This window comes from Allobosea lupini (assembly GCF_900109525.1).
GTDB lineage: Bacteria > Pseudomonadota > Alphaproteobacteria > Rhizobiales > Beijerinckiaceae > Allobosea > Allobosea lupini.
Genome location: NZ_FOAN01000006.1, coordinates 53,945 through 77,062 on the forward strand (window position 1 = coordinate 53,945; position 23,118 = coordinate 77,062).

The following is a 23,118-nucleotide window of genomic DNA, read 5'->3' on the forward strand; positions in this document are numbered from 1 at the left end:
TCATGCTGCCCAGCCCCGGACGCTTCCCCTACTCGCCCATCGTCGACCGGCCGGACTTCACCTGGCCGGGCGGCAAGCGGCTCGCCGTCTATGTCGCGCTCTGCGTCGAGCACTTCGCCTATGGCTCGGGGCTCGGCCTGCCCTATTCGCCAGGGCTCCAGCACCCCAACACCTACAACTGGGCCTGGCGCGAATACGGCAACCGCGTCGGCGGCTGGCGGCTGATCGAGCTCTTCGACGAGTACCGCCTGCCGCTCTCGGTGCTGCTCAACACCGAATGCTACGCGCATTGCCCGGAGCTGGTCGCGGCCCACCGCCGCCGCGGCGACGAGATCGTCGCCCATGGCCGCACCAATTCCGAGCATCAGAACGGCATGGACATCGACGCGGAGCGGCGGCTGATCGCCGAGGCGACGCAGGCGATCGCGAGCCATGAGGGCGCTGCGCCCTCAGGCTGGATGAGCCCGGGCGCCCATCCCAGCGCCAGCACCGAGGACCTGCTGGCTGAAGCCGGCTACGCCTACACCATGGACTGGCCGATGGACGACCAACCGGTCTGGCTGAAGACCAAGGGCGGCCCGCTGCTGGCGATGCCCTATCCGCACGAGGTCAACGACGTGCCGATGGTTGTGCTGCATGACGGCACGGCGCAGGCCTTCGCTGATATGGCGATCGACAATCTCGACGAGATGCTGGTCCAGTCCGAGCAGCAGGCGCTGGTCTACGGCATGACGATCCACACCTTCATCGTCGGCCAGCCTTTCCGCATCCGGCAGTTCCGCCGGGTGCTCGACCATCTCAACAAGCATCAGGACCGCATCTGGTTCACCACGGCCGGCGCCTGCGCGCGCCATTACGCCAGCCTGTTCCCGGCTCCTCAGGCCGGCTGACGACAAGACAAGGAAACGCCCATGACGTCCCCTTCCGCACCCGGCGCGCATCCGCGCCGGCGGGTCGCCATCGCCGGTCTCGGCGCCGTCGGCCTCAAGATCGCCAGCGTGCTCGACCAGGGCGTGCCCGGCTGCGAACTCGTCGCCGTCTCCGCGCATGACCGCGACAAGGCGCGTGAGCGTCTCGCCAATCTCTTCCGCGCTGTCCCCGTCGTCGCGATCGAGGAACTCGAAGCGCTCGCCGACATCGTCGTCGAATGCGCCCCGGCCGCGCTGCTGCCGGCCATCGCCGAGCCCTTCCTGCGTGCCGGCAAGACGGTGATCGTGCTGAGCTCCGGCGCCATCCTCTCGCATGAGGGCCTCATCGAGATCGCCCGCGCGCATGGCGGCCAGATCGTCGTGCCGACCGGCGCGCTGCTCGGCCTCGACGCCGTCACCGCAGCGGCCGAGGGCGTGATCCGCTCGGTCCGGATGATCACGCGCAAGCCGGTGCGCGGCCTCGTCGGCGCGCCCTATCTCATCGAGAACAACATTACCCTCGACGACGTGACCGAACCGACCCGGGTCTTCAGTGGCACGCCGCGCGAGGCCGCGATCGGCTTCCCGGCCAATCTCAACGTCGCCGTCGCGCTATCGCTCGCCGGCATCGGGCCCGACCGGACGACGCTCGAGATCTGGGCCGATCCGGCGCTGACTCGCAACACCCATACGATCGAGGTCGACGCCGACTCAGCCAGCTTCTCGATGACGATCGAGAACGTGCCGAGCGACAACCCGAAGACCGGCCGCATCACCGCGCTCTCGGTCATCTCCTATCTGCGCAAGCTCGACGCTCCGCTGCGCATCGGCTCGTAAGCCGGACTCACGAGGAACCATCATGGATCTGGGAATTGCTGGACGCACGGCGCTCGTACTGGGTGCCGGCGGCGGGCTCGGCCGCGCCATCGCCAGGGCACTCGCACGGGAAGGCGCCAGGGTCGCGCTCGCCGATATCGACGAGACGGCGCTCGCCGCCACGGCCGCTGACCTCTCCGCCCTGGGCGCACCGCATCTGGCGCGGCGCTGGGACATCGGCCGCCTCGACGAGGCCGACGGACATCTTGCCGCGATCGCCGAGGCGCTCGGACCGGTCGACATCCTCGTCAACAACACCGGCGGTCCGCCGCCCAGCCTCGCCGCCGGCGTGCCATCCGAGACCTGGACGGCACAGTTCCAGGCGATGGTGCTCTCCGTCATCGCGCTCACCGACAAGGTGCTGCCGGGCATGCGCGAGCGCGGCTTCGGACGGATCGTCACCTCGACCTCCTCAGGCGTGGTCGCGCCGATCCCGAACCTCGCCATCTCGAACGCCTTGCGCCTGTCACTGGTCGGCTGGTCGAAGACGCTGGCGCGCGAGGTCGCGGCGTCCGGCATCACCTGCAACGTCATCCTGCCGGGGCGGATCGCTACCGACCGCATCCTCTTTCTCGACGAGCAGAAAGCCAGGCGCGAAGGCCGGCCGCTCGCCGACATCGTCGCCGAGAGCACGGGCGCAATCCCGCTCGGCCGCTACGGCACGCCCGAGGAATACGCCGACGCCGTCGCCTTCCTCGCCAGCGCCCGCGCCGCCTACATCACCGGCTCGGTCATCCGGGTCGATGGCGGCTATCTCCAGAGCATCTGAAAGGATCTGAGATCATGACCGAACTGCCCCAACGCGGCGCCGTCTGGCGCGAGGACATCCGCCGCCGCTTCCTTGCGGTCGACACCTCCAACGTCGCCGACGTGCTCGACACGCTCGGCCTGCCGGACCAGGGCCTCGCACCGCAATTTGCTCCCTACCCCGCGACCACCGGACAGCTCGCCGGCTTCGCCTATACCATCCGCGGCCAGATGACGCCGTTCCCGCTCGGCGGCGACGCCGAGAAGATGAAAGCCTGCCAGGGCGTCTCGCCCGGCGAGGTCACGGTCTGGAGCGGCGACGGCGAGGGCATCTGCTATTTCGGCGAATTGATCGCGATCGGCATGAAGGAGAAGGGCTGCGTCGGCGCGCTCGTCGACGGCGGCATCCGCGACATCCGTTGGATCGGCGAGCAGGCCTTCCCGGTCTATGCGCGCTACCGCACGCCGGTGCAGTCGATCGGCCGCTGGAAGGTCAACGCCAGCCAGGTCCCGGTGCTGATGCGCGGCGCGACCAGCCGCTATGTCGAGATCAAGCCGGGCGACTTCATCCTCGCCGACGATGACGGCGCCATCGTCATCCCGGCCGAGCGGATCGAGGAGGTGCTGGCCGAAGCCGAGCGGCTGACCGCCGTCGAGGTCAACATCCGGCGCGATCTCTCGCGCGGGCTCTCGCTCGCCGATGCTCTGGCGAAATACGGCCACGTCTGACCGACTATCGCGGGAGGTCAGGCCGTCAAAGCCTCGCGCAGCGGGACCATGAACTCGCGCGCGAGCTGCGACAGCTCCTCGTGCAGCGGATGCAGGATGGCGATCTCGTAGGAGATCGCCGGCCGGAACGGCCGGCGCACGACGTCGGCCGTGAACGGCGCGCTGACCACGGGATCGACGATCCCGACCCCGATGCCGGCGGCGACGAGCTCGCAGGCCGACGAGAAGAACTCCGTCTCGGCAACCACATTCCAGCGCGCGCCATATTCGGAGAAGGCAGCGGCGAGCTTCTGGTAGACGGGATCGCCGCGGAACAGGGTGACGAAGGGCACCCCGTCGAGATCGGCCGGGGTGATCTCCTCGCGTTCCGCCAGGGGATGGCCGAGCGGCAGCATGCACTGGCACTGATAGCTGAAGACCTCCATCTGCGCCGTCGGATAGTCGAGCGGCAATTCGGCGATGGCGAAGTCGAAGGTCCGCGTCGACATCAGCTCCTTCACGCTCTGCGATGCCCGCGTGATGATCTTCATTTGCAGGCCCGGCCGCTCGGCGGCGAAGACCGAGAGCAGCCGAGGCAGCAGGGCGATCGAGATGCTGGGATAGGCAGTGATCGCGAGATGCCCGCGCTTGCCGGCCCGGATCTCTCCCGCCACCCGCACAGTGTTCTCGACCGCCTCCAGCGCCCGGCTCGCCTCCGCATAGATCAGATGCGCCTCCGGCGTCGGCTGCAGCCGCGTGCCGCGTCGCACGAACAGCGGCACGCCGAAATCATGCTCCAACGCGGCGATCATCGTGCTGACGCCGGGCTGCGATATCCCGAGAAGTTCGGCGACGCGCGTCATCGTGCCGTGGATCATCAAGGCGCGGAAGCATTCGAGCTGGCGCAGGCGCATGCTAGCTTCATATGATTTTTTGATAATGAAGCCAAATCAAATTATTGGATTTGCATAAAGATTGAGGGTTTCCTTGCCGGCATAGCGAATGAGCCAGCGAGGAGATCGCCATGAACAAGCAGGTCGGAGCGCTCCAGCCGGCGCTCGAACTGATCCCGGCCCGCAGCGGCGTCGCCGCAAGGGTCAAGCGCGGCCAGAGCGTCCGGGTCGTCAACACCCATGGCAAGCAGGTCGTCGACACCTGGGCCTTCAGCGCCGCCGATATCGACGAGCACCTCTCGATGGAGCACAGCCGGGCCGCGATCCTGAAGCTGATGCCGGCGGTCGGCGACACGCTGGTCAGCAATCGCCGCAATCCGATGCTGACCGTGGTCGACGACACCACCCCCGGCATCCACGACATGCTGATCGCCGCCTGCGACGAACATCGCTATCGCCAGCTCGGCGCGCACGGCCATCACGACAGCTGCACCGACAACCTCAAGGCCGCGCTCGCCGCGCTCGGCATCGCCGTGCCGCTGACGCCGAGCCCGCTCAACCTGTTCATGAACGTGCCGGTCCGCGCCGACGGCAGCCTCGCCTTCGAGGCGCCGGTCAGCGAGCCCGGCCAGCATATCGCGCTGCGCGCCGAGATGGACCTGATCATCGTCTTCTCGGCCTGCCCGCAGGACATGGTGCCGGTCAACGCCATGCATCCGACCGACGCGCACTACCAGATCGCCTGACGGGAGGCTCATCATGCGCAAGCTGCCTTCGCTCAATGCGGTACGCGCCTTCGAGGCGACGGCGCGCCATCTCAGCTTCACCCAGGCCGCCAACGAGCTCTGCGTCACGGTAACGGCGGTGAGCCATCAGGTGCGCCATCTCGAAGCCGTGCTCGGCCTGAAGCTGTTCGAGCGCCAGGCGCGGGCGCTCGCGCTGACCGCCGCCGGCGAGACGTTGTTCCCGCTTCTGCGCGACGGCTTCGATCGGCTCGCCGATGCCTTCGCTTTGCTCGACGATACCCGCTCGGCCGACTCCGTCACCGTCTCGACCACCCGCGCCTTCGCCGAGCGCTGGCTGATGCCGCGCCTCCCGGCTTTCCACGCAGCCCATCCAGCGATCACCGTCCATATCGACGCCTCCGAGGAGGTGATGGACCTGCGCGCCGAGGGCATCGACCTCGCCATCCGCTATGGCCCGGTCCCGGCCGATCAGCGTCAGACCGTGCTGCTGGAGGACAGCTACATCGCCGTCGCTTCCGGCGATCTCTGCCCGGCCGGACGCCGCGCAGGCATCGCCGACATGCTCGGTCGCCCGCTGATCGGCTACCGCTGGAAGAACCGCGCGCTCGAAACCCCGGACTGGTCGGCCTGGCTGGCGCAGGCGCTGCCGGGAAAGGTTCCGGACTTCCGCCAGTCCTGGTTCAGCGAGGAGACTTTGGCCTTGCACGCCGCCGGTCGCGGGCTGGGCCCGCTGCTGTGCAGCGATGTCCTCGTCGACGACGCCTTGCGCGACGGCAGCCTGGTCCGCCTCGACGGCGGCAGCCTGCCGGGCTTCGCCTTCCGGCTGGTCGAGGGCGCGACGCCGCGCAAGCGCTCGACCGTGCTGTTCCGCGACTGGCTGCGCGCCGAGGCCGCCGCCTTCCGCCGGCGCGAGGCGCCCGAGCTCACCCTGCCACAGGCTGCGTGAAATAGGGCAGTTCCTCGGTCCGGACCTGGTATTCGCCGGCCGCGACCAGTCGCTCGACATGAGCGACGATCTCCTCCAGCGGCGCGAACCAGACCTTGCGCGTCGCCAGCACCTGCTCGAGCCAGCGCTCGACCACGGCCCAGCGTGCCAGGCGCCCGGTCAGGAACGGGTGCCAGATCCCCATCCAGAAGCCGCCTGCTTCGTATTGCGCCTCGAACTCGGCGAAGGAGGCTGCGAGGCCCTGCTCCGGCGGCTGCACCGGCATCATGTAGCCGATCTCGGCATAATGGGCGAAGGGCGGCCAGTCGTCCGAGCCCCAATGCGGCGGCACCTCGTAGAGATGCTTGCCGCCCGACCGCATCCGGTAGGGGATGTCGTCTGCCATCAGCGAGGAATCATAGGAAAAGCCGTGCTCGATCAGGAGGTCGATCGTCGCCTGCGTCGCGTTGTAGACCGGCGCGCGATAGCCGCGCGGCGTGAGACCCGTCATCCGCCGGTGGATGGCGAGCGCCTTCTCGAAGGCGCTGCGCTGCGCCTCCGGCGAGATCTCGGTCGGGTCCTCATGGAGATAGCCGTGATGGCCGATCTCGTGGCCTCCCGTCAGGATCGCCTCGACGGCCTCTGGATAGCGCTCCATCGTCCAGCCCGGGATGAAGAAGGACTGCTTCAGGCCGAGCCGGCGATAGGTCTCGAGGATGCGCGGCACGCCGACGGTCGGCCCGTAGCGCCCCATGGTGATCGGATAAAGCCGGTTCCAGCTGTCCTTCGGCCTGGCGATATGGATCAGGCTGTCGGCATCGACGTCGAAGGTGATGGCGCAGGCGCAGCGCGCCCCGTTCGGCCACGGGATCGGATTCTGGATCAAGGCCTTCCGACTCCCTCACCTAGGCCGCTTCGGCGCGGCGGCCGGCGATGAGCTCGTCGACCAGCCCCGGCACCGCGGCATGCGCCTCGGCGATCGAGCGCTTGTGCCGGGCATCGCCGAATTCCTGATAGTCGATCGCGATCGTATGGATCGATTCGACGCCGAGATAATGCGAGCAGGTCCGGATATGCGGGTCGAGCTGGTTCATGTCCGCACGCACGCCGCCCGGCCCGAAGCCGAACTCGCCGCGCGAGCTCAGCACCACGAGCGTCTTGCCGCTGAGGATCGGCTCCAGCGGAAAATCGCCGCGCGCCAGGTCGAAGCTGAAGGTCTTGCCGATCCGGATGATCTTGTCGAACCACGACTTGAGCTGCGCCGGCATGCCGTAATTGTACATCGGCGTGCCCATCACGATGACATCGGCCGCGGCGAGCTCGGCGATCAATTCGTCGGACAGAGAGAGTTCCGCCTTGTGCTGCGGCGTGCGGGCCTCCTCCGGCGTGAACGCGGCCGCGACCCAGGCTTCATTGAGGAAGGGCGGCGGATCACGCCCGACATCGCGGGCGATCACGTTCGCGTCGGGCTCGCGAGCGAGCCAGGCCTCGACGAAGGCCCTGGACAAGGCGCGGCTGAGCGAGCGGTCGCCGCGGGCGCTGGCGTCGAGATGAAGAAGCGTGGTCATGGAAGGTCCTCACTGAGGCGGCAGGCCACCAGGCTCGCCGGTTGCGGCCAAGATGGGTCGCCGCCCGTGGTCGCACCAACGAGTTTTTCTTCAGGGCTCTGAAGAGATTTTCATCACGCGTCCCCGCGACGCCAAAGGCTTGGCGAAGGCTTGTTTTACGGCTTTGCCCGCCGTTCCAAGAATCTCTCAAGCAGGGTTGAGCAAATCTCACTTTCGCAAGCCGGGGCGTGCTGCTGCCATCGTGCGGGATGGGCAGAAAAACGATCCGAGGGAGCCCAATCCTCATTCCAGCACGGGAGATCAGCATGACCCTGACCACGCGAGATATGGCCGCGGCGCTCGCGGCGAGCGTCGGAATCACAGCCCTGCCGCGCCGGGCGAGCGCGGTCGGAGCAGCATCGAGCGCGATCCGGCTCTCGGCTATTTCTCCCGAGGTCGCCGGCCGGGATTGCGGCTCGGGCGAAGAGCGCGTGGCCGATGTGCTTGCGAAGGCGCATCGCGGCAAATTGCCCCGCTAGAGCCCGTTCCATCGACGACGGGAAGAGGCTCAGGCCACGCGCCGTTGCGGCGCCAGCGCGAAGTCGTAATGCAGGTGGCGATAGGGCCGGTCGACCCGCGTGCCATCGGGAGCCATGCCCGCCGGCATTTCGGCGAAAGGACGGATCAGCGAATCCTTGACGCCGAAGACGACGTCGGAGTCGAGATAGGCATCGCCCTCGACGAAGACATGGGTGACGAGCTGCTCATGCGCCGGCGCAGCGATCATGAAATGCACATGGGCCGGCCGGTAGGGATGGCGCCCCTGCGCCGCCAGCATCTCGCCAACCGGCCCGTCATTCGGGATCGGGTAGGCGGCCGGCATGATCGTCCAGAAATGGAAGGCGCCATCCGGCGCGGTCCGCAGCCTTGCCCGCATGGCAAGACCGTGATCCTCGTCGAGCTGCTGGACGTCGTAATAGCCGTCGCCGTCGGAATGCCAAACATCGACCGCCGCGCCGGCCAGCCCCGGACCGCCGGCTGAGCTGACCGAACCGGTGACCAGCAGCGGCACGCCGGCGAGCCCTGGCGAGATATTGGCTCCGAGCGGCAGTTCCGGCGGCTCCTGCACATAGAACGGGCCGAGCACCGTGGTCTCCGTGGCGCCGCCCGGGAGGTGGTGATTGATCGCGTCGACCAGCATGGAGACGCCGAGCGCGTCCGAGAGCAGGATGAACTCCTGACGGTTGGCGGTGCACATGTGCCCGGTACGGGTCAGGAAGGCGATCGCCCGCGACCACTCCTCCTGGGTCGGCTCGATCTCGCGCACGAAGTCGTGGAGATGGCGGATCAGAGCGTCGCTGACCTGACGGAGGCGCGGATCGCTGGCCTGCCCCACCCGCTCGCGGACGGCGGCGGTGATCGAGCGCTCGTCGAAATTTCTCACGCTGTTCTCCCGTTGCCTCGTCGCCAGTCAGACTTGGGGCATGTCCCTCGCAGCGGCGACGCCATCGGCCACGCAGAACGCCTCACCCTGCCGGATCGGCCTGGTAGACGAAGGGCTGGACGACCACGCTCGCCATGTCGGCCTCAGCTCGCCGGCGCCGCAGGCTCGTCGGCCGGTGCGCCCTTCAGCCAGCCGGCGCCGCGGGCATAGAGCGCCTCGACCTCGCGGCCGGTGAGCCCGGGCATGTCGGGCTTGACCTTGTAGCCGATGCGGGTCTGCAGATAGGCGAGATGGCGATAGCCCTCCGGAAAGCGCATCAGCACCTCGCGATCGAGCGCGAGCGGGGCGGAAGGATCAACCGGATCGATCCGGTCCTTCTCGTAGATCGGCTGCCGCAGCACGATGCCCCAGCGCTCGTCGCGCTTCTCGAGGAAATCGTAGAAGCGGCCGGTGCAGACGACGTCGCAGACGACACCCTCGACCTCGGCGCGCTGGTTGATCGTCATCTTCGTCTGGGAGATCGCTCTTGCGCCCGCGACGTCGATCGCGATGCCGCCGAGGAAGTGCAGGATGCGAACGCCGCGTTCGAAGCCCTCGCGGCTGACGCGGATGAATTCGTCGCCCGTCCCCTGGAACCAGGTAGCCATCATCCGTCCCTCGGGATGCCAGACGCCCCGGAAGCGCTCCCAGTCGCCGGCATCGCGCCAGACCACCCAATTCTCCAGGAGGTCGCGGATGGCGCGCCGGTCGGCCTGATCGCTCGCTGCGGTCATCGCTGCCTCCCCACAATTTGTTCATCTACAGGAACTAGTTTTGTATAATGGCCAACTCGAGTCAACCGGAGAGCAGACGATGAGATCGATCTCGCTCGCGCATCTCACCGTGCTCGATGCGGGCCCGCTGGATCTGATCGATGCCGGCGCGGCAGGCGGCTTCGACGCGATCGGCCTGCGCATCGTGCCGCCACTGCCGGGCGATACGATCGTGCCCGTGGTCGGCGACATCCCCCTGCAGCGCCGCATCAAGGAGCGGCTCGCCGCGACCGGCATGCGCATCCTCGACATCGAAGCCATCTGGTTGTCGCCGCAGACCGCTGTCGACGATCTGGAACCAGCTTTGGACGTCGGGGCCGAGCTCGGCGCGCGCCATGTGCTGACCGTCGGCTTCGATGTCGAATCCGCTCGCCTCCTCGACAATTTCGGGCGCCTGTGCACGCTGGCGAACGCACGCGGGCTGCGGCCGATGCTGGAGTTCATCCCGTATGCGACGATCGCCGATCTCGGCAGCGCGCATGAACTCTTGCGGCAGGCGGCGCCCAGGGATGCCGGTCTCCTGGTCGATGCGCTGCACCTCAGCCGCTCGGGCGGCAGCCCAGCCGACATCGCCGGTTACGACCCCGGCCTGTTCTCCTACATCCATCTCTGCGACGCCCCCGCCGCGCGCCCTCCTGCCTCGGGCTTCCGTGCCGAAGCGCGAGCGGAGCGGCTCTATCCGGGGCTCGGCGAATTGCGGCTGGACGCATTTCTCGACGCGTTCGCGCCCGATACGCCGGTCGGCGTCGAGGCGCCATCGACCGCTTTCGCGTCCTGCTCGCCCATGGAGCGCGCCCGGCGCGCGGGCGACGCCACAAGGCAGCTGCTTGCCCGAAACGCGGCCGCCCGCCCCTGATCTCCCGCTTTTCTCCCTGGGAAGAGCTTGCTAAGTTTGTTCATACTGATGAACTGAGGGATCCAGGTTGAGGGTAGAGCCGAGCGAAGACACGCGCAGCGCCGTGAAATCGGCCGATCGGCTGCTCGACCTGTTCGAATTGCTGGCGCGCGTCAATGGCGGCCTCTCGCACAGCGCGATCACCGCGGCGCTCGGCATCCCCAAGAGCAGCCTGACGCAGCTTCTCAAGACCGCGACGGGGCGCGGCTACGTCGCCTATTCGGCTGCCGGCAAGAGCTATCGCCTGGGCGAGCGCTTCACCAGCATGGCGCGCCTGACCTCACGCCGGCAGGACCTCGTCGGGCTGGCCCAGCCGGTGCTGGAGCGGATCACCGCGCAGACCGGCGAATCCGCGGCGCTGAACATACTCAAGGGCGACGACGCGGAGGTGGTGGCGACCGTTAGCTCCTCGCAGCGGCTGGTCTCCCATATGCGGCTCGGCGATCTCGCGCCGCTCTATGCGACCTCCGGCGGCAAGATCATCCTGGCGCATATGCTGCAGGATCGGCGGGACGAGTACCTGGCGCGCGTAAGGTTCGAGCCGATCACGGCCAACACGCTGTCCTCAGCGGCGGAACTCCGCCGGCAGCTCGACAAGATCCGGCGCGACGGCATCGCCTATTCGCACGAGGAATTCACCCCGGGCATCATAGGACTGGCGAAGGCGGTGCTGGCCGAGGACGGACAGGCGCTCGGCTCACTCAACGTCGCCCTCCCAGCGATCCGCTACACCCCGCGGGCGGAAGCGCTGATCGCGGATGCGCTCGACGAAGCGGTGGCGGAGCTCCATCGCCGGCTCGCCAGCGCCTGACGCGCGACCGCGGCAGGTTCAGCACGCCCCGTAGCGCTCGCGCAGGTCGATCCGCTGCCCGCTCGCGGCAGCCTCGGCTACCGCGAGCGTCGCGATCAGCGTGCGCGCGCCGTCCTCGACCGGCTGCAGCGAGGCAGCCTCGCCCCTGACCAGGTCGCGGAAATGGTCGAGCTGGGCGATATAGGGGTCGAGCGTCGGCGCATGGATGCGCTGCGCCTGGATCGGCAGGTTCCAGTTCGGAGCCTCACTTGCTTGCGTCCACTGCACCAGATTGGGGAATTCCAGCGCGCCGCGGCTGCCCATGAAGCGATAGCTGCTCTCGCCGCTGAACGGGAACTCCGGCGACTCGCCGACGCCCTGTTCAGTGGTCCAGGGCGAGACGGCGCTGTCGCTGACGAAGAAGCTGCCGATCGCGCCGTTCTCGAACTCGATCAGGACCCCGGCCGTGTCCTCGACGGCAAAGCCGCGCCGGCGGTTGGAGAGGACGGCGCCGACCGCGACGATCTCGCCGACGGAAAAGCGCAGGAAGTCGATCTCGTGGATCAGGTTGATCAGCACCGGCCCGCCGCCGGCCTGCGTCCGCCAGGGCGCCGCACTGAAATAGGCGTCCGGCTTGTGCACCGCCCAGATCGCCGAGACGCCGACGAGATCGCCGATCCGGCCCTCGTTCAGCAGGGAGCGCAGGGTCGCGACCTGGCGATGATGGCGGCGATGATGGCCGACCAGCGAGCGGATGCCAGCGGCCTTCGTCGCCTCGATCAGCGCAGTCGCCGTTTCCAGCGTGTCGGTGACCGGCTTCTCGATCAGGATATGAATGCCGCGGCGGGCGCATTCAATGCCGTTCTGCGCATGGAGCTGGTTGGGCGAGGCGATGATGACGGCCTCCGGCCGGGCCTCGTCGAGCATCGCGCGATAGTCGGCGAAAACGCGCGCGTCGGGGTTCTGGGCTGCGACCTGCTCGGCATTGACGTCGGCGATTCCCGCCAGCTCGAAGTCGGGATGCGCGGCGATCTTGGCCAGATGCTTGCGCCCGATCAGCCCCGCGCCGATCACGCCGATTGCGATGGTCTTCATGGTTCCACGGCTCCCTATGACCGCCATGCGCCGCTGCAATTAACTTGCAGGATAATTGTGATCCGATTAACCTGGTGGATAATTACTGTCAAGCGCGGTAGGATGAGCTGATCGGGCAAGCCTCCCAATCGGAACGGGCAATCGGGATCGCGGGATGACAGCAGTGACCACGCGCAGGCCGGCCCGCAACGAACCGGCCAAGGTCCGCCGCCGGGATCGCGAGAAGACGAAGGCCGAGATCCTGCAGATCGCCTTCGAGGAGTTCGCCGAGAGCGGGCTGCTCGGCGCCAATGCCGACGCGATCGCCGCGCGGGCGGGGATCACAAAGCGATTGATCTTCTACTATTTCAACTCGAAGGAAGAGCTCTTCGTCGCCGTGCTGGAGATGGCTTATGGCAGGATGCGCCAGGCGGAGGAGAGCCTGCATCTCGAGACACTCGCACCGGAGGCGGCAATCCGCCGGCTCGCCGAGTTCACCTTCGACTTCCACCAGGCCAATCCGGAATTCGTGCGGCTGGTCGCGATCGAGAACATCCATCGCGGCCGGCATGTCGCCAGCAGCGAGACGCTCCAGAAAATGACAAGACCGATCATCGGCCAGATCGAGCGCGTGCTCGCCAAGGGCAAGAGCCTCGGCGCGATCAGGCCGGAGATCGATGCCCATGCGCTCCATGCCACGCTGAATGCCCTCTCGATCTTCTCGGTCGCGAACCGGCACACCTTCGAGGCGCAATTCCGCTGGGACATGTCATCGTCGAAGGCGAAGCTCCGCCAGCGGGCTGAGATCGCCGAGGTGCTCTGGCGCTATGTCCGCAGCGACGACGCCTCACCCTCCAACGAAGCCGGCTGACCGGCCTCAGCGCTTGCGCTTGCCGTCCTCGGCCAACAGTTCCTTTCGGGCCCTGGCCATGACCTTTCGGGCCTCGTCGTCAACCACCGGGAACTGCGGATCGAGCTTTTCAAGCCGATTGACGATCGTCGCCGCGACGATCAGCCGGGTGAACCATTTGTTGTCGGCGGGAACGACATGCCAGGGCGCGTGCTTGCTCGCCGTCTCGGCGATCGCGTCCTGGTAGGCGCCCTGATAGTCGTCCCAATGCTTGCGCTCGGCGAGATCGCCCGCATCGAACTTCCAGTGCTTATCGGGCTCGTCGATCCGCGCCAGCAGGCGCCGGCGCTGCTCGTCCTTCGACAGGTTGAGGAAGAATTTCAGGACGACGGTACCGTTGCGAGCCAGATGCTTCTCGAAATCGCGGATGCTCTCGAAGCGATCGCGCCAGACATGCTTGCCGATGAGCTTGGGCGGCAGTCCCTGCTTGCGCAGCAACTCTTCGTGCACGCGCACGACCAGCACCTCCTCGTAATAGGAGCGGTTGAAAATGCCGATCTCGCCGCGCTCCGGCAGCGCGCAGGCGGTGCGCCAAAGGAAATCATGGCGCAGCTCCAGCGAGCTTGGCGCCTTGAAGGAGGTGACCTCGCAGCCCTGCGGATTGACCCCAGACATGACGTGCTCGATCGTCCCGTCCTTGCCCGCGGTGTCGATCGCCTGCAGCACGATCAGAATCGACCAGCGCTTCTCCGCAAAGAGCCGTTCCTGCAGCTCGCGCAGGCGCTTGACGCCGGTCTGCAACAGTTCGCGCGCCTCGTCCTTGTCGATCGCGAGGCCGCAGGTCTCGCCAGGGTCGAAATGCTTCAGCTTGAAGTCATCGCCGTCCGTGACCCTGAAGCGCTTGACCATCTCGTCCGGCAGCATGCCTGGCATCCTCTCGCAGAAAGACCTCTGTTCAATCTGTCGCCCCGTCGCCTATTGTCCAGCCTTGCGGCTGCGTTCAGACAATCAGCTCCGCTACCGGCAGCCGGGCTCGCACTGCCGCGGGTGCCCCCGCGGCGAGGCCGAGCCTGAAGACGTTGACGAGGCGGCGACCTTTGGGAACGCCGTGTCGCTCGATAAGTTGCCTATTGCTCGCCGGCCGATCGGCCAGCACCGAGACCGGACAGGCGGCGAGCCCCTGCGCCGTCATCGCGAGCCAGGCCCGGTAGAAGGCGCGCCCGGTCACGAGCGGATCCTCGCCTTCGGGGCGATGGAAGAGCGCGACGGCGCCGTTCGCGAACGTGCCGCGCTCGCTCACCAGCGTCGCTGCAAGACCCAGCCGACGCAGCGGCGGGAACAGCGGCCCGAGCACCAGCCTGGTCCCGAACGCGACCACGCCCGGCATCGCCATCGCCTCGGCGCTGAGCCCGTCGCGCAGATAGGCCGGATCCGATCGAGACAGGCGCATCCAGCGCAGCAATTCGGCACGATGGGCGTCATTGCAGAGGAAGTGGAAGCCGGCCTCGTCGGCGAGCCGCGCGATCTCCCCCACCGCCGGCGGATCGCGAACAAGCAGCAGATCGGTCGACGAGGCCGCCAGCCCATCCAAAGCTGCTTCGCCGGCTGGACCGAAGGCACGGAAACCACCGCGCCAACTGATGCGGCTGGCGACCAGATCGGCCAGCTTATCGAGAGCGCCACCAGCCCTAATGAGAATACGCGCCACCGGCATCAGCCCGCCGGAGGTAGATGCGTCTGCCGCCGGCTCAACCTCCGCAATCCTCAGCCCATGCCGGCCCAGCGCCAGCGACAGCCCTTCGACCGCGGCACCGTGCGAGAGCCTGACGTCGTGCCCCGTGGGATCGGCGGCCGGCAGGCGTCGCGCGATGTCCTCCAGTAGGAGTAGCGCATCGCCGCCGACAAGCCGCCAGCGCGTCGGCTGGATATTGTGGACGCTCGGGGCCAGCCGGACTTCGGCGAGCAGGTCTTTGAGAAGAGAAGGGTCGAGCATCAGCCTGCGTCACCCATAGATGTCATCCCGGACAAGCCGCCGCAGGCGGCGCCGATCCTGGCTCCATGCCTGAACCGCTCCGGAATGGGTCCCGGGTCTACGCTTCGCTCCGCCCGGGACGACCAGATCAGGAATCAAGGCGTCATCATGAGACAGCATTGTGGTCGATCAGGCTCTTGGCGAAGAGGTGTAGCCGATGCAGCGGCTTGGCGCCCGCTTTCTGCGCCTGCCTGAGGCTCGGCCCGTTGACGTCAGCGATCCAGGTGCCGCCGAGCTCGTCATAGCCGGCTGCCTTGAGGGCGCTCGTCACCTTGTAGAGCATGGCGCCGTTGAGCCCGCGATTATGGAAGGCGCGGCTGACGGACTGGTAGACGATGACGGCGCGCCGGTTGGTCCAGCGATGCCAGAGGAACCGAAAAGGAAAGCTCGGGCCGATCCGCCCGCCGGCCGCCTTCACCAGCGGATTGAGATCGGGGATCGCGATGATCGCACCGACCGGCTCGCCCCTGTGGTGGACGACGGTCGAGATGCGCTTGTCGATCACCCACATCATATCGCCGGCCTGGAAGCGGTATTCCTCAGCGGTCGGCGGCACGAACATCGGATTGGCGTCGAAGCCGTCATTCAGGATGAGGCGCGACTCTTCCAGCCGCTCGGCGAAATGCCGGCGGTCGATCGGCATCCAGCGATAATCGGGATCGGCGAGGATCGCTTTTTGCTTGTCGCCGAGCAGCCCGGAAGGGTCTACATCGCCCAGCGCGATCCGGAATGTCGTCATTGGGAAGGTGGGGGCGTAGCCGTTTGCTTCGAGCAGCTGCGCGATATGCGGCGGGCTGAAGAGCATGTCGGTGAAGGGCGCGTTCTCGAAGCCGCCGGTGACGACGCCGGCCTGCTGCATCGCGGTCAGGTTGAAGTTGCCGACGAGCTCCGCCATGCCGCGCTCGCGCGCCCAGCTCTCGGCGGCACCGAGCAAGGCCGAGGCGATCTCGGGGTCATCGGCGCAGTCGAAATAGCCGAACTGGGCCCGAGCCGTGCCGTGGCGCGCATTCGAGGCGTCGTGGATCGCAGCGACGATGCGTCCGAGCGGTCGCCCGTCCTTCAGCGCCGTGAACAGTTCGAAGCGACCGTGCCCGTCCTTGACCAGCGGATTGCGCTTGGGATCGAGCATGCGATCGAAATCTGACCACATCGGCGGCACATAGGGGCTGTCGGCGGGATAGACCTCTGTCGTGACGGCAAAGGCGGCCTTGCGGTCGCTGCTGGTGATCTCGATCATGCCGGGACCTTGCTCGGTGCGCTCGCCAGGAGCCGGCGCACCAGCGCCAGCGCGGTCTCGGTCGCCGGATCGTCAGAGACCACCGGCACGGTCAGCAGCAACAGGTCGAGCGGTTCTTCGCCGAGCACGAGCAGATGGCTGGCGGAATGGGCCGCCATCAAGGCCGCGAGCCGCTCCGCGACCGGATCGGTCGGCGGCCAGGGCCAGCTTCGGCCGGAGGCATGGAGCACCCCGATCTCGCGCAGCGCCGGCTTCAGGATGGCAGGATCGTAGTCGCGCAGCTCCGTCTCGCCGAGGCGGCGGGCATGGCTGAACAGCGGATGCCCGGCGAGCAGGGCGATCAACGCCTCCTGCGTCTCCGCCCGCGAATGGGCGAGCGAGCCGAGGACGCCGGGCGCCGTCGCATCGAAGAGGCTCGACAGCGCATCGACTGCGAGCGCAATGGCGAGCACGCCGGCGAGCGTCACGGCGCAGAGTCTCACGCCGTGGGCGAGGTCGGCACCGGGTGTGACATGCGCGGCGGCCGCCCCGAGCAGCAAGGCCGCCGCGACGCGCACGCCGAGCAGGTAGAAGCCTTGCCGGCGCGTGGGCGCCGCTCCACCCGTGACCAGCACGATCGAAACCAGCAGCAGTGCGCCGACACCGCCGAGCCGGACCGGCATGTCGGGCATCAGCCCCCGGAAATCGCTGAGCGCGAAGGGCAGGATCAGGAAGGCGCAGAGCCCCAGCCGCCAGACGCTGGTGTTCTCCGCCTCGGTCAGCGAGGCCGGGTCGCGCCGGAACAGCAGCACGCCACAGAAGGCGACCGTCAAGAACTGAAAACCGGCCAGCGCCAGATCATAGGCCCAGTGATGATCGGCGAGGCCGACGAGGCTGCCGAGCACGAGCAGGCCAGAGCCAGCGAGCACGGCGATCTTGCCTGCGCGCGGCGCATGCCGGCGCAGCATGCCCTCGGTGACGATCAGCGCCCCCAGCGGGAACAAAGCGGCGCAGGCCAGCGCCAGCCGCTCGAGCAGCACGCTGCCGCTCCACCAGCTCAGGCCACGCAGCAGGAAGAGCGCGGCGACGAGCCCCATCGCCACGAGGAAGCGCGTCGTCAGCGCCCCGCGCGGATCGCGCCGGCGCAAGGTCAGCATGGCGACGGCGAGCCCCAGCGCGCCGCAGATATCGACGATGGAATCGGCGACCAAAGCGGGATTGGCGAAGCCGCCATTCATGGCCCGGCCACCATCTTGGCCAGCGCCCGCACCACGAACGGCTTCAGCAGCGCCGCAATCGGCGCCGGCAGAGGCCGTTCGACCGCCGGCCGATGGGGATTGAAGAACCAGCCGCGGCAATCGGTGCCGGTGCGCCTGCCCAGCACGAGCGCGATCGCCTCATAGGCCATCATCATGCCGGTGGTGATCACCATCGGCGCGAAGGACATGCGGCTGCGCCGGCCAGCCGCGACCTCGCCGGCAATCGCAAGGTCGACATGATGGCGCGAGCGCGAATGCAGCATCACATGCGTCACCTCGCACAGCAGCGCCGCACGCTTGTCGTCCTCGCTCAGCGTGCGCCAATCCTTCCCGAGCGTCGGGAAGCCAAGCCGCTCCTCCGGGCGCGGATCCTGCGGCCGGACCACGATCACCGAGGGGAGCGGAGCCATATAGGCGTCGATCACGCTGGCGCCGGCGGCTTTCGCCGTGCGGTAGAGATGCAGGCCCGCGGCGATGTCGTCCATGCCGTTGACGATCACCTTGCAGCGCCCGGCGATCTCCGGCAGGCGCTCCGCCCATTGCGCACCGAGCACCTCGATCTCGATCTCCGGATTGATCGCGCGCGCGGCTTCAGCGGCAGCTTCCGCCTTGGGCTGGCCGACCGTGCCGGCATTGGCGAAGACCTGCCGGTTCAGGTTCGAGATCTCGAAGACGTCGATATCGGCGATGACGAAACGGCCGACCCCGGCCCTGACCAGCGCCATGAAGGCGGCCCCGCCCATGCCGCCGACGCCGCAGACGAAGACCGTCGCCTGCCGCAGCCTTGCCTGCTCGGCCTCGGTGACGAAGCCGATATTGCGGGTGGTGAAGAGCTCGTAGCTGAATCCGGGAATCATGGCTTCGTCCTGGCGGCGCGTGGACGCAATGTGCCGCAACGCCTGCCATCGTCGAGCCAATGCAGCAAGGGCAGCACCAGCCTCTGCAGCAGCAGAAAAGCCGAGGCCCCGATGAGACCAGGCAAGGACGAGCGGGGGACCTGCCCGAGCAGGTAGCGCCGCGCCGCCGCCAGATCCATGCGGCCGAGCTGGAGCACGTCGTCGCCGCGCTCGTAATCCAGCGTCTCCCGGCAGAACGCGTTGTAGCTGGCATCACGATGCTGGGCGGCCTGCTCGAAACTCTTCTTCAGATCGTCGGAGCCGCCGGTATAGGCGTCGGTGATCACCGAACGGGCCTCCTCGAAGCCGGCTTCCTCGCCCACGCCGAAGACGTGGCGGTGCCCGCGCATGATCTGCCGGGCAAGGGTCAGATGCGCGAAGCTTTGGCGGCTGCCGGCATCCGGCGAGGGATAGACGTCGGAGAAGGTCTCGCAGACCATGCCGACCACGCTCGGGACCTGCGTCACGTTCGAGATCCAGCGCGGCCTGAGGCCCCCGCGCACGAACAGCACCAGCACGGTCAGGCCATAGAGCACCCAGGAGAGCCCGCGCCCGCGCACCTCGGGATCGACCATGACGAGGCCGAGATGCGTGACCTGCTCCGGCTCGCCGTTGAGCTGGAGCTGCATCTGCGCCAGGGCGTTGAAGGCGACCGGGCGCCCTGTCGCCGTCTCGCTGATCAGGGTGACGATGCTCTGGCTCAGGCGCTCGCGCTCGCCGGAGAAGACGCCATAGGTCAGCGCGCCCTGCGCCAGCGTTCGCCCCGCCACGGTGCGCAGCTGCTCGACCAGCGCCGCGAGCTCGGCATCGTCCAGCACCACGCCCGGCCGCTCGATGATCCGCGTCGTCAGGCCCGGCGCGGTCGCGAGCGTAAGGTCGAGCGTCGGCCGCCGCAGCGCCTTCAGCCAGAAGCCGAGCATCAAGCCACCGCCGGGGCGGGGGCCTGGCTACGCTCCTTTACCAGCCTGAAGATGCCGGCGAAGTCGAGCTTGCCGGAGCCGAGCACCGGCACGGCGGGCACCACCATCACCTCGGCCGGGATCATCAGGTCGGCGGCACCCTTGCTCTTGGCGAAAGCCTGGAAGGCGGCGCGCGTTGCGTCCTTCTGCTGCGTCACCAGCACCAGCCGCTCGCCCTTGCGGGCATCGGGCAGGCTGGCAACGCCGGAGAGCACGCCCGGCCAGCATTCGGCGGCCAGCGCCTCGACCGCGGCGAGCGAGACCATCTCGCCGGCGATCTTGGCGAAGCGCTTGGCGCGGCCCTTGATCGTGACGAAGCCGTCCTTGTCGATCACGACGATGTCGCCGGTGTCGTGCCAGCCCTCGGGCGGCGGCTCGAGCACGCCGGGATTCTCCGACTTGAGATAGCCCAGCATGATGTTCGGGCCGCTCACATGCAGGCGGCCGCCCTCCTCGACGCCGGGCATCGGCTCGAGCCGGGCCTCCATGCCGGGCATGATCCGGCCGACCGTGCCGAAGCGGTTGAACATCGGCGTGTTCAGCGCCAGCACCGGCGCGGTCTCGGTCACGCCGTAGCCTTCGAGGATGCGCAGGCCGAACTTCTCCATATAGGTCCGCCGCGTCGTGTCCTTCACCGGCTCGGCGCCGGCGACGATGTAGCGCAGCGAGCGCAGATCGTAGGGGTGCGCGGCGCGGGCATAGCCGGTGAGGAAGGTGTCGGTGCCGAACAGGATGGTGGCGTTGCAGCCATAGACCAGCTCCGGCACCATCCGGTAGTGCAGCGGCGACGGGTAGAGATAGACCGGCACGCCCGAGACCAGCGGCAGGACGAGCCCCGCCGTCAGGCCGAAGGAATGGAAGACCGGCAGCACGTTGAAGACCTTGTCACGCCGGCCGAAATCGATCCGGGCCGCGGCCTGCGCCGCATTGGCCAGCATGTTTCGGTGCGAGAGCACCACGCCCTTGGGCGCCCCTTCCGAGCCCGAGGTGAACAGGATCGCGGCGCGATCCGAACCCTTGGCCTCTTCGATCCGCGTGCCATGGCGCCAGAGCGCCTTGAGCTTGTCTCCAGTCGAGACGGTGGCGCGCACGTCTTCCAGATAGACGATGCGAACCTCGGCCTGCAGCGCCTCGATCAATGGCCCCATCCGGCCCTTCTCGACGAAGGCGCGCGAGGTGACGATGGTCTTCACTTCAGCCGCCTTGCAGGCCGCGGCGATATTGCTCGCGCCGGCGGTGAAGTTGATCATCGCCGGCACGCGCGCCGCCGACATCAGGCCGAGCAGCGTCACAGCCGCACCATTGGCGTTGGGCAGCATCACGCCGATCGCCTCACCCTTGGCCGCGAGCGGCATCAGCTTGCGGCCGAGTACCTCGGCGCCGATCAGCAGGCGCTTGTAGGTGAGGCTTCCGGTGATCGGGTCCTCGACCGCGACGCGGCCCTTGCCGTTGACCACAGCCGCTTCCGCCACCGCCGAAAAGACGCTGCGGTCGATGTCGGTGGTCTTGAAGATCAGGTCGGACATGATCTGGTAGAGCGCCGCACCTGCCGCCTGGCGCCGCGGCTTGCCCTTCAGCTCCTCGGGCACGATCAGCGAGACCGGCTCCAGCACGGTGACGCGCACCTTGGGGAACCAGCGCCGGCGCACCTGCTCGCGGGTCAGCCGCGAGAAGATCGTCGCTTCCAGACCCTCGATCCGCACCGGCACGACCTGCGCACCGGACTTCTCGGCGATCATGCCGACGCCGTCATAGACCTTCATCAGGCTGCCGGTGACGGTGAGGCGCCCCTCGGGGAAGATCACCAGGCTCTCGCCGTTCTTGACGGCATTGATCAGCGAGCGCGTCGCCAATGGGCGCGACGGATCGAGCGGCATGGCGCGCGTCAGCTTCAGGAAGGGCTTCACCCACCAGCGCTGGGCGATGCCGTGGTCGATGGCGAAGACCGGCTCCTTGTCGAGGATCGAGAGCGCCAGCGCCGCATCGAGGAAGGAGACGTGGTTCAGCGCGATGATCGCGTTGTCGCCGGCCTTGGCGATGTTCTCGCGGCCGGTGACCTCGACCCGGTAGAAGGCGCGGAACAGGATCGACAGGAAGTCGCTGAGCGGATTGGTCGGCAGCGTCCGCAGGATCCAGACGGACGCCGCGATGGTCAGCACGCCGATCAGCAGGAAGAGCTGGCCGAGCGTCAGGCCCGCCGCCTGCAGCAGCGCGACGACGACGGCGCCGGCAACCATGAAGGCGGCCGAGAGCACGTTGACGGCGGCGACGATGCGGGCGCGCTTGTCGGCCGGGGCCCAGGCTTGCGCCGCGGCGAAGGACGGCACGACGAAGACGCCGCCGGCGATGGCGAGGCCGGCGAGATCGATGCCGACGCGCCAGGCGGCGGGACCCGCGAAGAAGGCGCCGATATCCTGCGCTGGCTGATGCGCGACGATGCCCGAGACCGCCCAGCCGAGATCGAGCGCGAACAGGCCCATCACCACGCCGGCGACCGGCACCGGCAAGAGCACGATGCGCCCGCTCGACAGGAAGGAGCCGATGCCGGAGCCGACCGCGATCGCGATGGCGAAGATGCCGAGATAGGTCGAGACGACCAGCTCGGTGCCGCCCATGGCGTTCTTCACCAGCGACGGCAGGAGCGACATCACCACCGCGCCGATCAGCCAGAACAGCGAGACCATGACGCCGGTGCGCCACAGCCTTGCATCGCCCCACAGATCCCTGAGCAGGTCGCGGGTCGAGCGCAGGATGTTGCGGTCGACAACGAGATCGGGTGCCGCCGGCCCGGTCTTCGGGATGAACAGCGTCGCGACCCAGCAGGCCAGCGCGAAGACCAGGATCAGCAGGCTGAGCTGGGCGGCATCGCCCCCTTCACGCGCCGTAAGGCCGCCGGCAATGGTGCCGAGCAGGATCGCGATGAAGGTCGCGCCCTCGATCAGGGCGTTGCCGGCAGGCAACTCCTCAGGCTTCAGATGGTCGGGCAGGATGCCGTATTTGATCGGCCCGAACAGCGCCGCGATCACCCCGAACAGGCCGAGCGCGACGAACAGCACCGGCACGGAATGCAAGGTGAAGCCGAGGACCGCGACCGCCGCCGCGCCAATCTCGGCGAGCTTGAGCCGCTGCGCCATCACCGCCTTGTCGAACCGGTCGGCCATCTGGCCGCCGACGCCCGAGAGCAGGAAGAACGGCGCGATGAAGAGCCCGCCCGCCAGGGTCACCAGCGCTTCGCCATGCGAGCCGGCGAGCTTGTAGAGAATGATGAAGACCAGCGCGTTCTTGAGAAAGTTGTCGTTGAAGGCGGAGAAGAACTGCGCCCAGAACAGCGGGGCGAAGCGCCGCTTCAGCATCAATGTGTCGATCATGGCGATCTCACGGGAAGGGACAGAGAGGTTGCATCGGCCGGGCTTTAGCAACTCTTGCCTGCGCCGGCCGATGTGGCGAAGCGGTTAAGTGAAGGTGACCGACAGAACCGTCATTGCGAGGAGTATTGCGACGACGCAATCCAGGGATGGCAGAGCGAGACCTTTTGGATTGC

23 protein-coding genes are annotated in these 23,118 nt (G+C 67.7%); 10 read left to right on the forward strand and 13 right to left on the reverse strand.

Annotated features, from left to right (window positions below):
* Positions 1–2 precede the first annotated feature (2 nt).
* The 4 genes from BMZ21_RS18075 to BMZ21_RS18090 are packed head-to-tail and all read left to right on the forward strand — an operon-like array spanning position 3 to position 3,260.
* Entirely contained in the window at positions 3–890 is an 888-nt protein-coding gene (locus tag BMZ21_RS18075) for a polysaccharide deacetylase family protein (protein WP_091837283.1), read from the forward strand.
* Positions 891–911: 21 nt separating this feature from the next.
* Positions 912–1,745, forward strand: coding sequence for an aspartate dehydrogenase (locus BMZ21_RS18080; RefSeq protein ID WP_091837286.1), 834 nt, complete (start codon positions 912–914; stop codon positions 1,743–1,745).
* Positions 1,746–1,767: 22 nt separating this feature from the next.
* Positions 1,768–2,553: an SDR family oxidoreductase gene (locus BMZ21_RS18085; protein ID WP_091837288.1), complete on the forward strand. Its 786-nt coding sequence runs from the start codon at positions 1,768–1,770 to the stop codon at positions 2,551–2,553.
* A gap of 14 nt (positions 2,554–2,567) precedes the next feature.
* Positions 2,568–3,260, forward strand: coding sequence for an RraA family protein (locus BMZ21_RS18090; RefSeq protein ID WP_091837290.1), 693 nt, complete (start codon positions 2,568–2,570; stop codon positions 3,258–3,260).
* 17 nt (positions 3,261–3,277) lie between these two features.
* Here the strand turns inward: BMZ21_RS18090 and BMZ21_RS18095 are convergent, their stop codons facing one another.
* Positions 3,278–4,153, reverse strand: a complete 876-nt coding sequence (locus BMZ21_RS18095) for a LysR substrate-binding domain-containing protein (RefSeq protein ID WP_091837293.1) — start codon at positions 4,151–4,153, stop codon at positions 3,278–3,280.
* 110 nt (positions 4,154–4,263) lie between these two features.
* On the opposite strand from BMZ21_RS18095, the gene BMZ21_RS18100 reads away from it, so the two are divergent.
* Positions 4,264–4,878 (forward strand): DUF1989 domain-containing protein, encoded by a 615-nt coding sequence (locus tag BMZ21_RS18100; protein WP_091837296.1) that lies wholly within the window; start codon positions 4,264–4,266, stop codon positions 4,876–4,878.
* Between the two features lie 13 nt (positions 4,879–4,891).
* The gene (locus BMZ21_RS18105; RefSeq protein WP_091837298.1) at positions 4,892–5,824 is read left to right on the forward strand and encodes a LysR substrate-binding domain-containing protein; all 933 of its coding nucleotides are present in this window, start codon (positions 4,892–4,894) and stop codon (positions 5,822–5,824) included.
* Here BMZ21_RS18105 and BMZ21_RS18110 read toward each other — a convergent pair.
* The gene (locus BMZ21_RS18110) at positions 5,802–6,689 is read right to left on the reverse strand and encodes a polysaccharide deacetylase family protein (RefSeq protein ID WP_091837301.1); all 888 of its coding nucleotides are present in this window, start codon (positions 6,687–6,689) and stop codon (positions 5,802–5,804) included. The two genes, BMZ21_RS18105 and BMZ21_RS18110, sit on opposite strands and share 23 nt — an antisense overlap.
* A 19-nt stretch (positions 6,690–6,708) precedes the next feature.
* The gene (locus BMZ21_RS18115; RefSeq protein WP_091837304.1) at positions 6,709–7,371 is read right to left on the reverse strand and encodes an FMN-dependent NADH-azoreductase; all 663 of its coding nucleotides are present in this window, start codon (positions 7,369–7,371) and stop codon (positions 6,709–6,711) included.
* A 305-nt stretch (positions 7,372–7,676) separates the two neighbouring features.
* On the opposite strand from BMZ21_RS18115, the gene BMZ21_RS18120 reads away from it, so the two are divergent.
* Entirely contained in the window at positions 7,677–7,889 is a 213-nt protein-coding gene (locus BMZ21_RS18120; RefSeq protein ID WP_143079732.1) for a hypothetical protein, read from the forward strand.
* Between the two features lie 29 nt (positions 7,890–7,918).
* On the opposite strand, the gene BMZ21_RS18125 is transcribed toward BMZ21_RS18120, so the two are convergent.
* Positions 7,919–8,794 carry a dioxygenase family protein gene (locus BMZ21_RS18125; protein WP_091837308.1) on the reverse strand — a complete coding sequence of 292 codons (876 nt, stop codon included), beginning with the start codon at positions 8,792–8,794 and terminating at the stop codon, positions 7,919–7,921.
* Between the two features lie 143 nt (positions 8,795–8,937).
* A complete protein-coding gene (locus tag BMZ21_RS18130) occupies positions 8,938–9,567 on the reverse strand; it encodes a nuclear transport factor 2 family protein (RefSeq protein WP_091837310.1) in 630 nt (209 codons plus the stop codon).
* A 79-nt stretch (positions 9,568–9,646) separates the two neighbouring features.
* Here BMZ21_RS18130 and BMZ21_RS18135 point away from each other — a divergent pair, with 79 nt between their 5' ends.
* Positions 9,647–10,462, forward strand: a complete 816-nt coding sequence (locus BMZ21_RS18135; protein ID WP_091837312.1) for a sugar phosphate isomerase/epimerase family protein — start codon at positions 9,647–9,649, stop codon at positions 10,460–10,462.
* A gap of 103 nt (positions 10,463–10,565) precedes the next feature.
* The gene (locus BMZ21_RS18140; RefSeq protein WP_208862316.1) at positions 10,566–11,312 is read left to right on the forward strand and encodes an IclR family transcriptional regulator; all 747 of its coding nucleotides are present in this window, start codon (positions 10,566–10,568) and stop codon (positions 11,310–11,312) included.
* Positions 11,313–11,330: 18 nt separating this feature from the next.
* Here the strand turns inward: BMZ21_RS18140 and BMZ21_RS18145 are convergent, their stop codons facing one another.
* The gene (locus BMZ21_RS18145; protein ID WP_091837318.1) at positions 11,331–12,386 is read right to left on the reverse strand and encodes a Gfo/Idh/MocA family protein; all 1,056 of its coding nucleotides are present in this window, start codon (positions 12,384–12,386) and stop codon (positions 11,331–11,333) included.
* Between the two features lie 154 nt (positions 12,387–12,540).
* On the opposite strand from BMZ21_RS18145, the gene BMZ21_RS18150 reads away from it, so the two are divergent.
* Positions 12,541–13,236 carry a TetR/AcrR family transcriptional regulator gene (locus BMZ21_RS18150; RefSeq protein ID WP_091837320.1) on the forward strand — a complete coding sequence of 232 codons (696 nt, stop codon included), beginning with the start codon at positions 12,541–12,543 and terminating at the stop codon, positions 13,234–13,236.
* 6 nt (positions 13,237–13,242) lie between these two features.
* Here BMZ21_RS18150 and BMZ21_RS18155 read toward each other — a convergent pair whose 3' ends face one another.
* The 7 genes from BMZ21_RS18155 to BMZ21_RS18185 all read right to left on the reverse strand — a co-directional run bounded on the left by BMZ21_RS18155 (position 13,243) and on the right by BMZ21_RS18185 (position 22,945).
* Positions 13,243–14,139 carry a polyphosphate kinase 2 family protein gene (locus BMZ21_RS18155; protein WP_342029037.1) on the reverse strand — a complete coding sequence of 299 codons (897 nt, stop codon included), beginning with the start codon at positions 14,137–14,139 and terminating at the stop codon, positions 13,243–13,245.
* Positions 14,140–14,215: 76 nt separating this feature from the next.
* Positions 14,216–15,208, reverse strand: a complete 993-nt coding sequence (locus BMZ21_RS18160) for a hypothetical protein (RefSeq protein ID WP_244543898.1) — start codon at positions 15,206–15,208, stop codon at positions 14,216–14,218.
* A 145-nt stretch (positions 15,209–15,353) separates the two neighbouring features.
* A complete protein-coding gene (locus BMZ21_RS18165; RefSeq protein WP_091837325.1) occupies positions 15,354–16,484 on the reverse strand; it encodes a GNAT family N-acetyltransferase in 1,131 nt (376 codons plus the stop codon).
* Positions 16,481–17,701 carry a hypothetical protein gene (locus BMZ21_RS18170; protein ID WP_091837327.1) on the reverse strand — a complete coding sequence of 407 codons (1,221 nt, stop codon included), beginning with the start codon at positions 17,699–17,701 and terminating at the stop codon, positions 16,481–16,483. The genes BMZ21_RS18165 and BMZ21_RS18170 overlap by 4 nt, the downstream gene beginning before the upstream one ends.
* Entirely contained in the window at positions 17,698–18,579 is an 882-nt protein-coding gene (locus tag BMZ21_RS18175) for a ThiF family adenylyltransferase (RefSeq protein ID WP_091837330.1), read from the reverse strand. The genes BMZ21_RS18170 and BMZ21_RS18175 overlap by 4 nt, the downstream gene beginning before the upstream one ends.
* The gene (locus tag BMZ21_RS18180) at positions 18,576–19,538 is read right to left on the reverse strand and encodes a hypothetical protein (RefSeq protein WP_091837332.1); all 963 of its coding nucleotides are present in this window, start codon (positions 19,536–19,538) and stop codon (positions 18,576–18,578) included. The genes BMZ21_RS18175 and BMZ21_RS18180 overlap by 4 nt, the downstream gene beginning before the upstream one ends.
* A complete protein-coding gene (locus BMZ21_RS18185; protein ID WP_091837335.1) occupies positions 19,538–22,945 on the reverse strand; it encodes an acyl-[ACP]--phospholipid O-acyltransferase in 3,408 nt (1,135 codons plus the stop codon). Before BMZ21_RS18185 ends, BMZ21_RS18180 begins: the two co-directional genes overlap by 1 nt.
* Positions 22,946–23,118 lie beyond the last annotated feature (173 nt).

Excerpts from the sequence above, each read along its gene's own strand:
- BMZ21_RS18075 (WP_091837283.1), top strand. The coding sequence starts at position 3 with ATGCTGCCCAGCCCCGGACGCTTCCCCTACTCGCCCATCGTCGACCGG.
- BMZ21_RS18080 (WP_091837286.1), top strand. The coding sequence starts at position 912 with ATGACGTCCCCTTCCGCACCCGGCGCGCATCCGCGCCGGCGGGTCGCC.
- BMZ21_RS18085 (WP_091837288.1), top strand. The coding sequence starts at position 1,768 with ATGGATCTGGGAATTGCTGGACGCACGGCGCTCGTACTGGGTGCCGGC.
- BMZ21_RS18090 (WP_091837290.1), top strand. The coding sequence starts at position 2,568 with ATGACCGAACTGCCCCAACGCGGCGCCGTCTGGCGCGAGGACATCCGC.
- BMZ21_RS18095 (WP_091837293.1), bottom strand. The coding sequence starts at position 4,153 with ATGCGCCTGCGCCAGCTCGAATGCTTCCGCGCCTTGATGATCCACGGC.
- BMZ21_RS18100 (WP_091837296.1), top strand. The coding sequence starts at position 4,264 with ATGAACAAGCAGGTCGGAGCGCTCCAGCCGGCGCTCGAACTGATCCCG.
- BMZ21_RS18105 (WP_091837298.1), top strand. The coding sequence starts at position 4,892 with ATGCGCAAGCTGCCTTCGCTCAATGCGGTACGCGCCTTCGAGGCGACG.
- BMZ21_RS18115 (WP_091837304.1), bottom strand. The coding sequence starts at position 7,371 with ATGACCACGCTTCTTCATCTCGACGCCAGCGCCCGCGGCGACCGCTCG.
- BMZ21_RS18120 (WP_143079732.1), top strand. The coding sequence starts at position 7,677 with ATGACCCTGACCACGCGAGATATGGCCGCGGCGCTCGCGGCGAGCGTC.
- BMZ21_RS18130 (WP_091837310.1), bottom strand. The coding sequence starts at position 9,567 with ATGACCGCAGCGAGCGATCAGGCCGACCGGCGCGCCATCCGCGACCTC.
- BMZ21_RS18135 (WP_091837312.1), top strand. The coding sequence starts at position 9,647 with ATGAGATCGATCTCGCTCGCGCATCTCACCGTGCTCGATGCGGGCCCG.
- BMZ21_RS18145 (WP_091837318.1), bottom strand. The coding sequence starts at position 12,386 with ATGAAGACCATCGCAATCGGCGTGATCGGCGCGGGGCTGATCGGGCGC.
- BMZ21_RS18150 (WP_091837320.1), top strand. The coding sequence starts at position 12,541 with ATGACAGCAGTGACCACGCGCAGGCCGGCCCGCAACGAACCGGCCAAG.
- BMZ21_RS18155 (WP_342029037.1), bottom strand. The coding sequence starts at position 14,139 with ATGCTGCCGGACGAGATGGTCAAGCGCTTCAGGGTCACGGACGGCGAT.
- BMZ21_RS18160 (WP_244543898.1), bottom strand. The coding sequence starts at position 15,208 with ATGCTCGACCCTTCTCTTCTCAAAGACCTGCTCGCCGAAGTCCGGCTG.
- BMZ21_RS18165 (WP_091837325.1), bottom strand. The coding sequence starts at position 16,484 with ATGATCGAGATCACCAGCAGCGACCGCAAGGCCGCCTTTGCCGTCACG.
- BMZ21_RS18170 (WP_091837327.1), bottom strand. The coding sequence starts at position 17,701 with ATGAATGGCGGCTTCGCCAATCCCGCTTTGGTCGCCGATTCCATCGTC.
- BMZ21_RS18175 (WP_091837330.1), bottom strand. The coding sequence starts at position 18,579 with ATGATTCCCGGATTCAGCTACGAGCTCTTCACCACCCGCAATATCGGC.
- BMZ21_RS18180 (WP_091837332.1), bottom strand. The coding sequence starts at position 19,538 with ATGCTCGGCTTCTGGCTGAAGGCGCTGCGGCGGCCGACGCTCGACCTT.
- BMZ21_RS18185 (WP_091837335.1), bottom strand. The coding sequence starts at position 22,945 with ATGATCGACACATTGATGCTGAAGCGGCGCTTCGCCCCGCTGTTCTGG.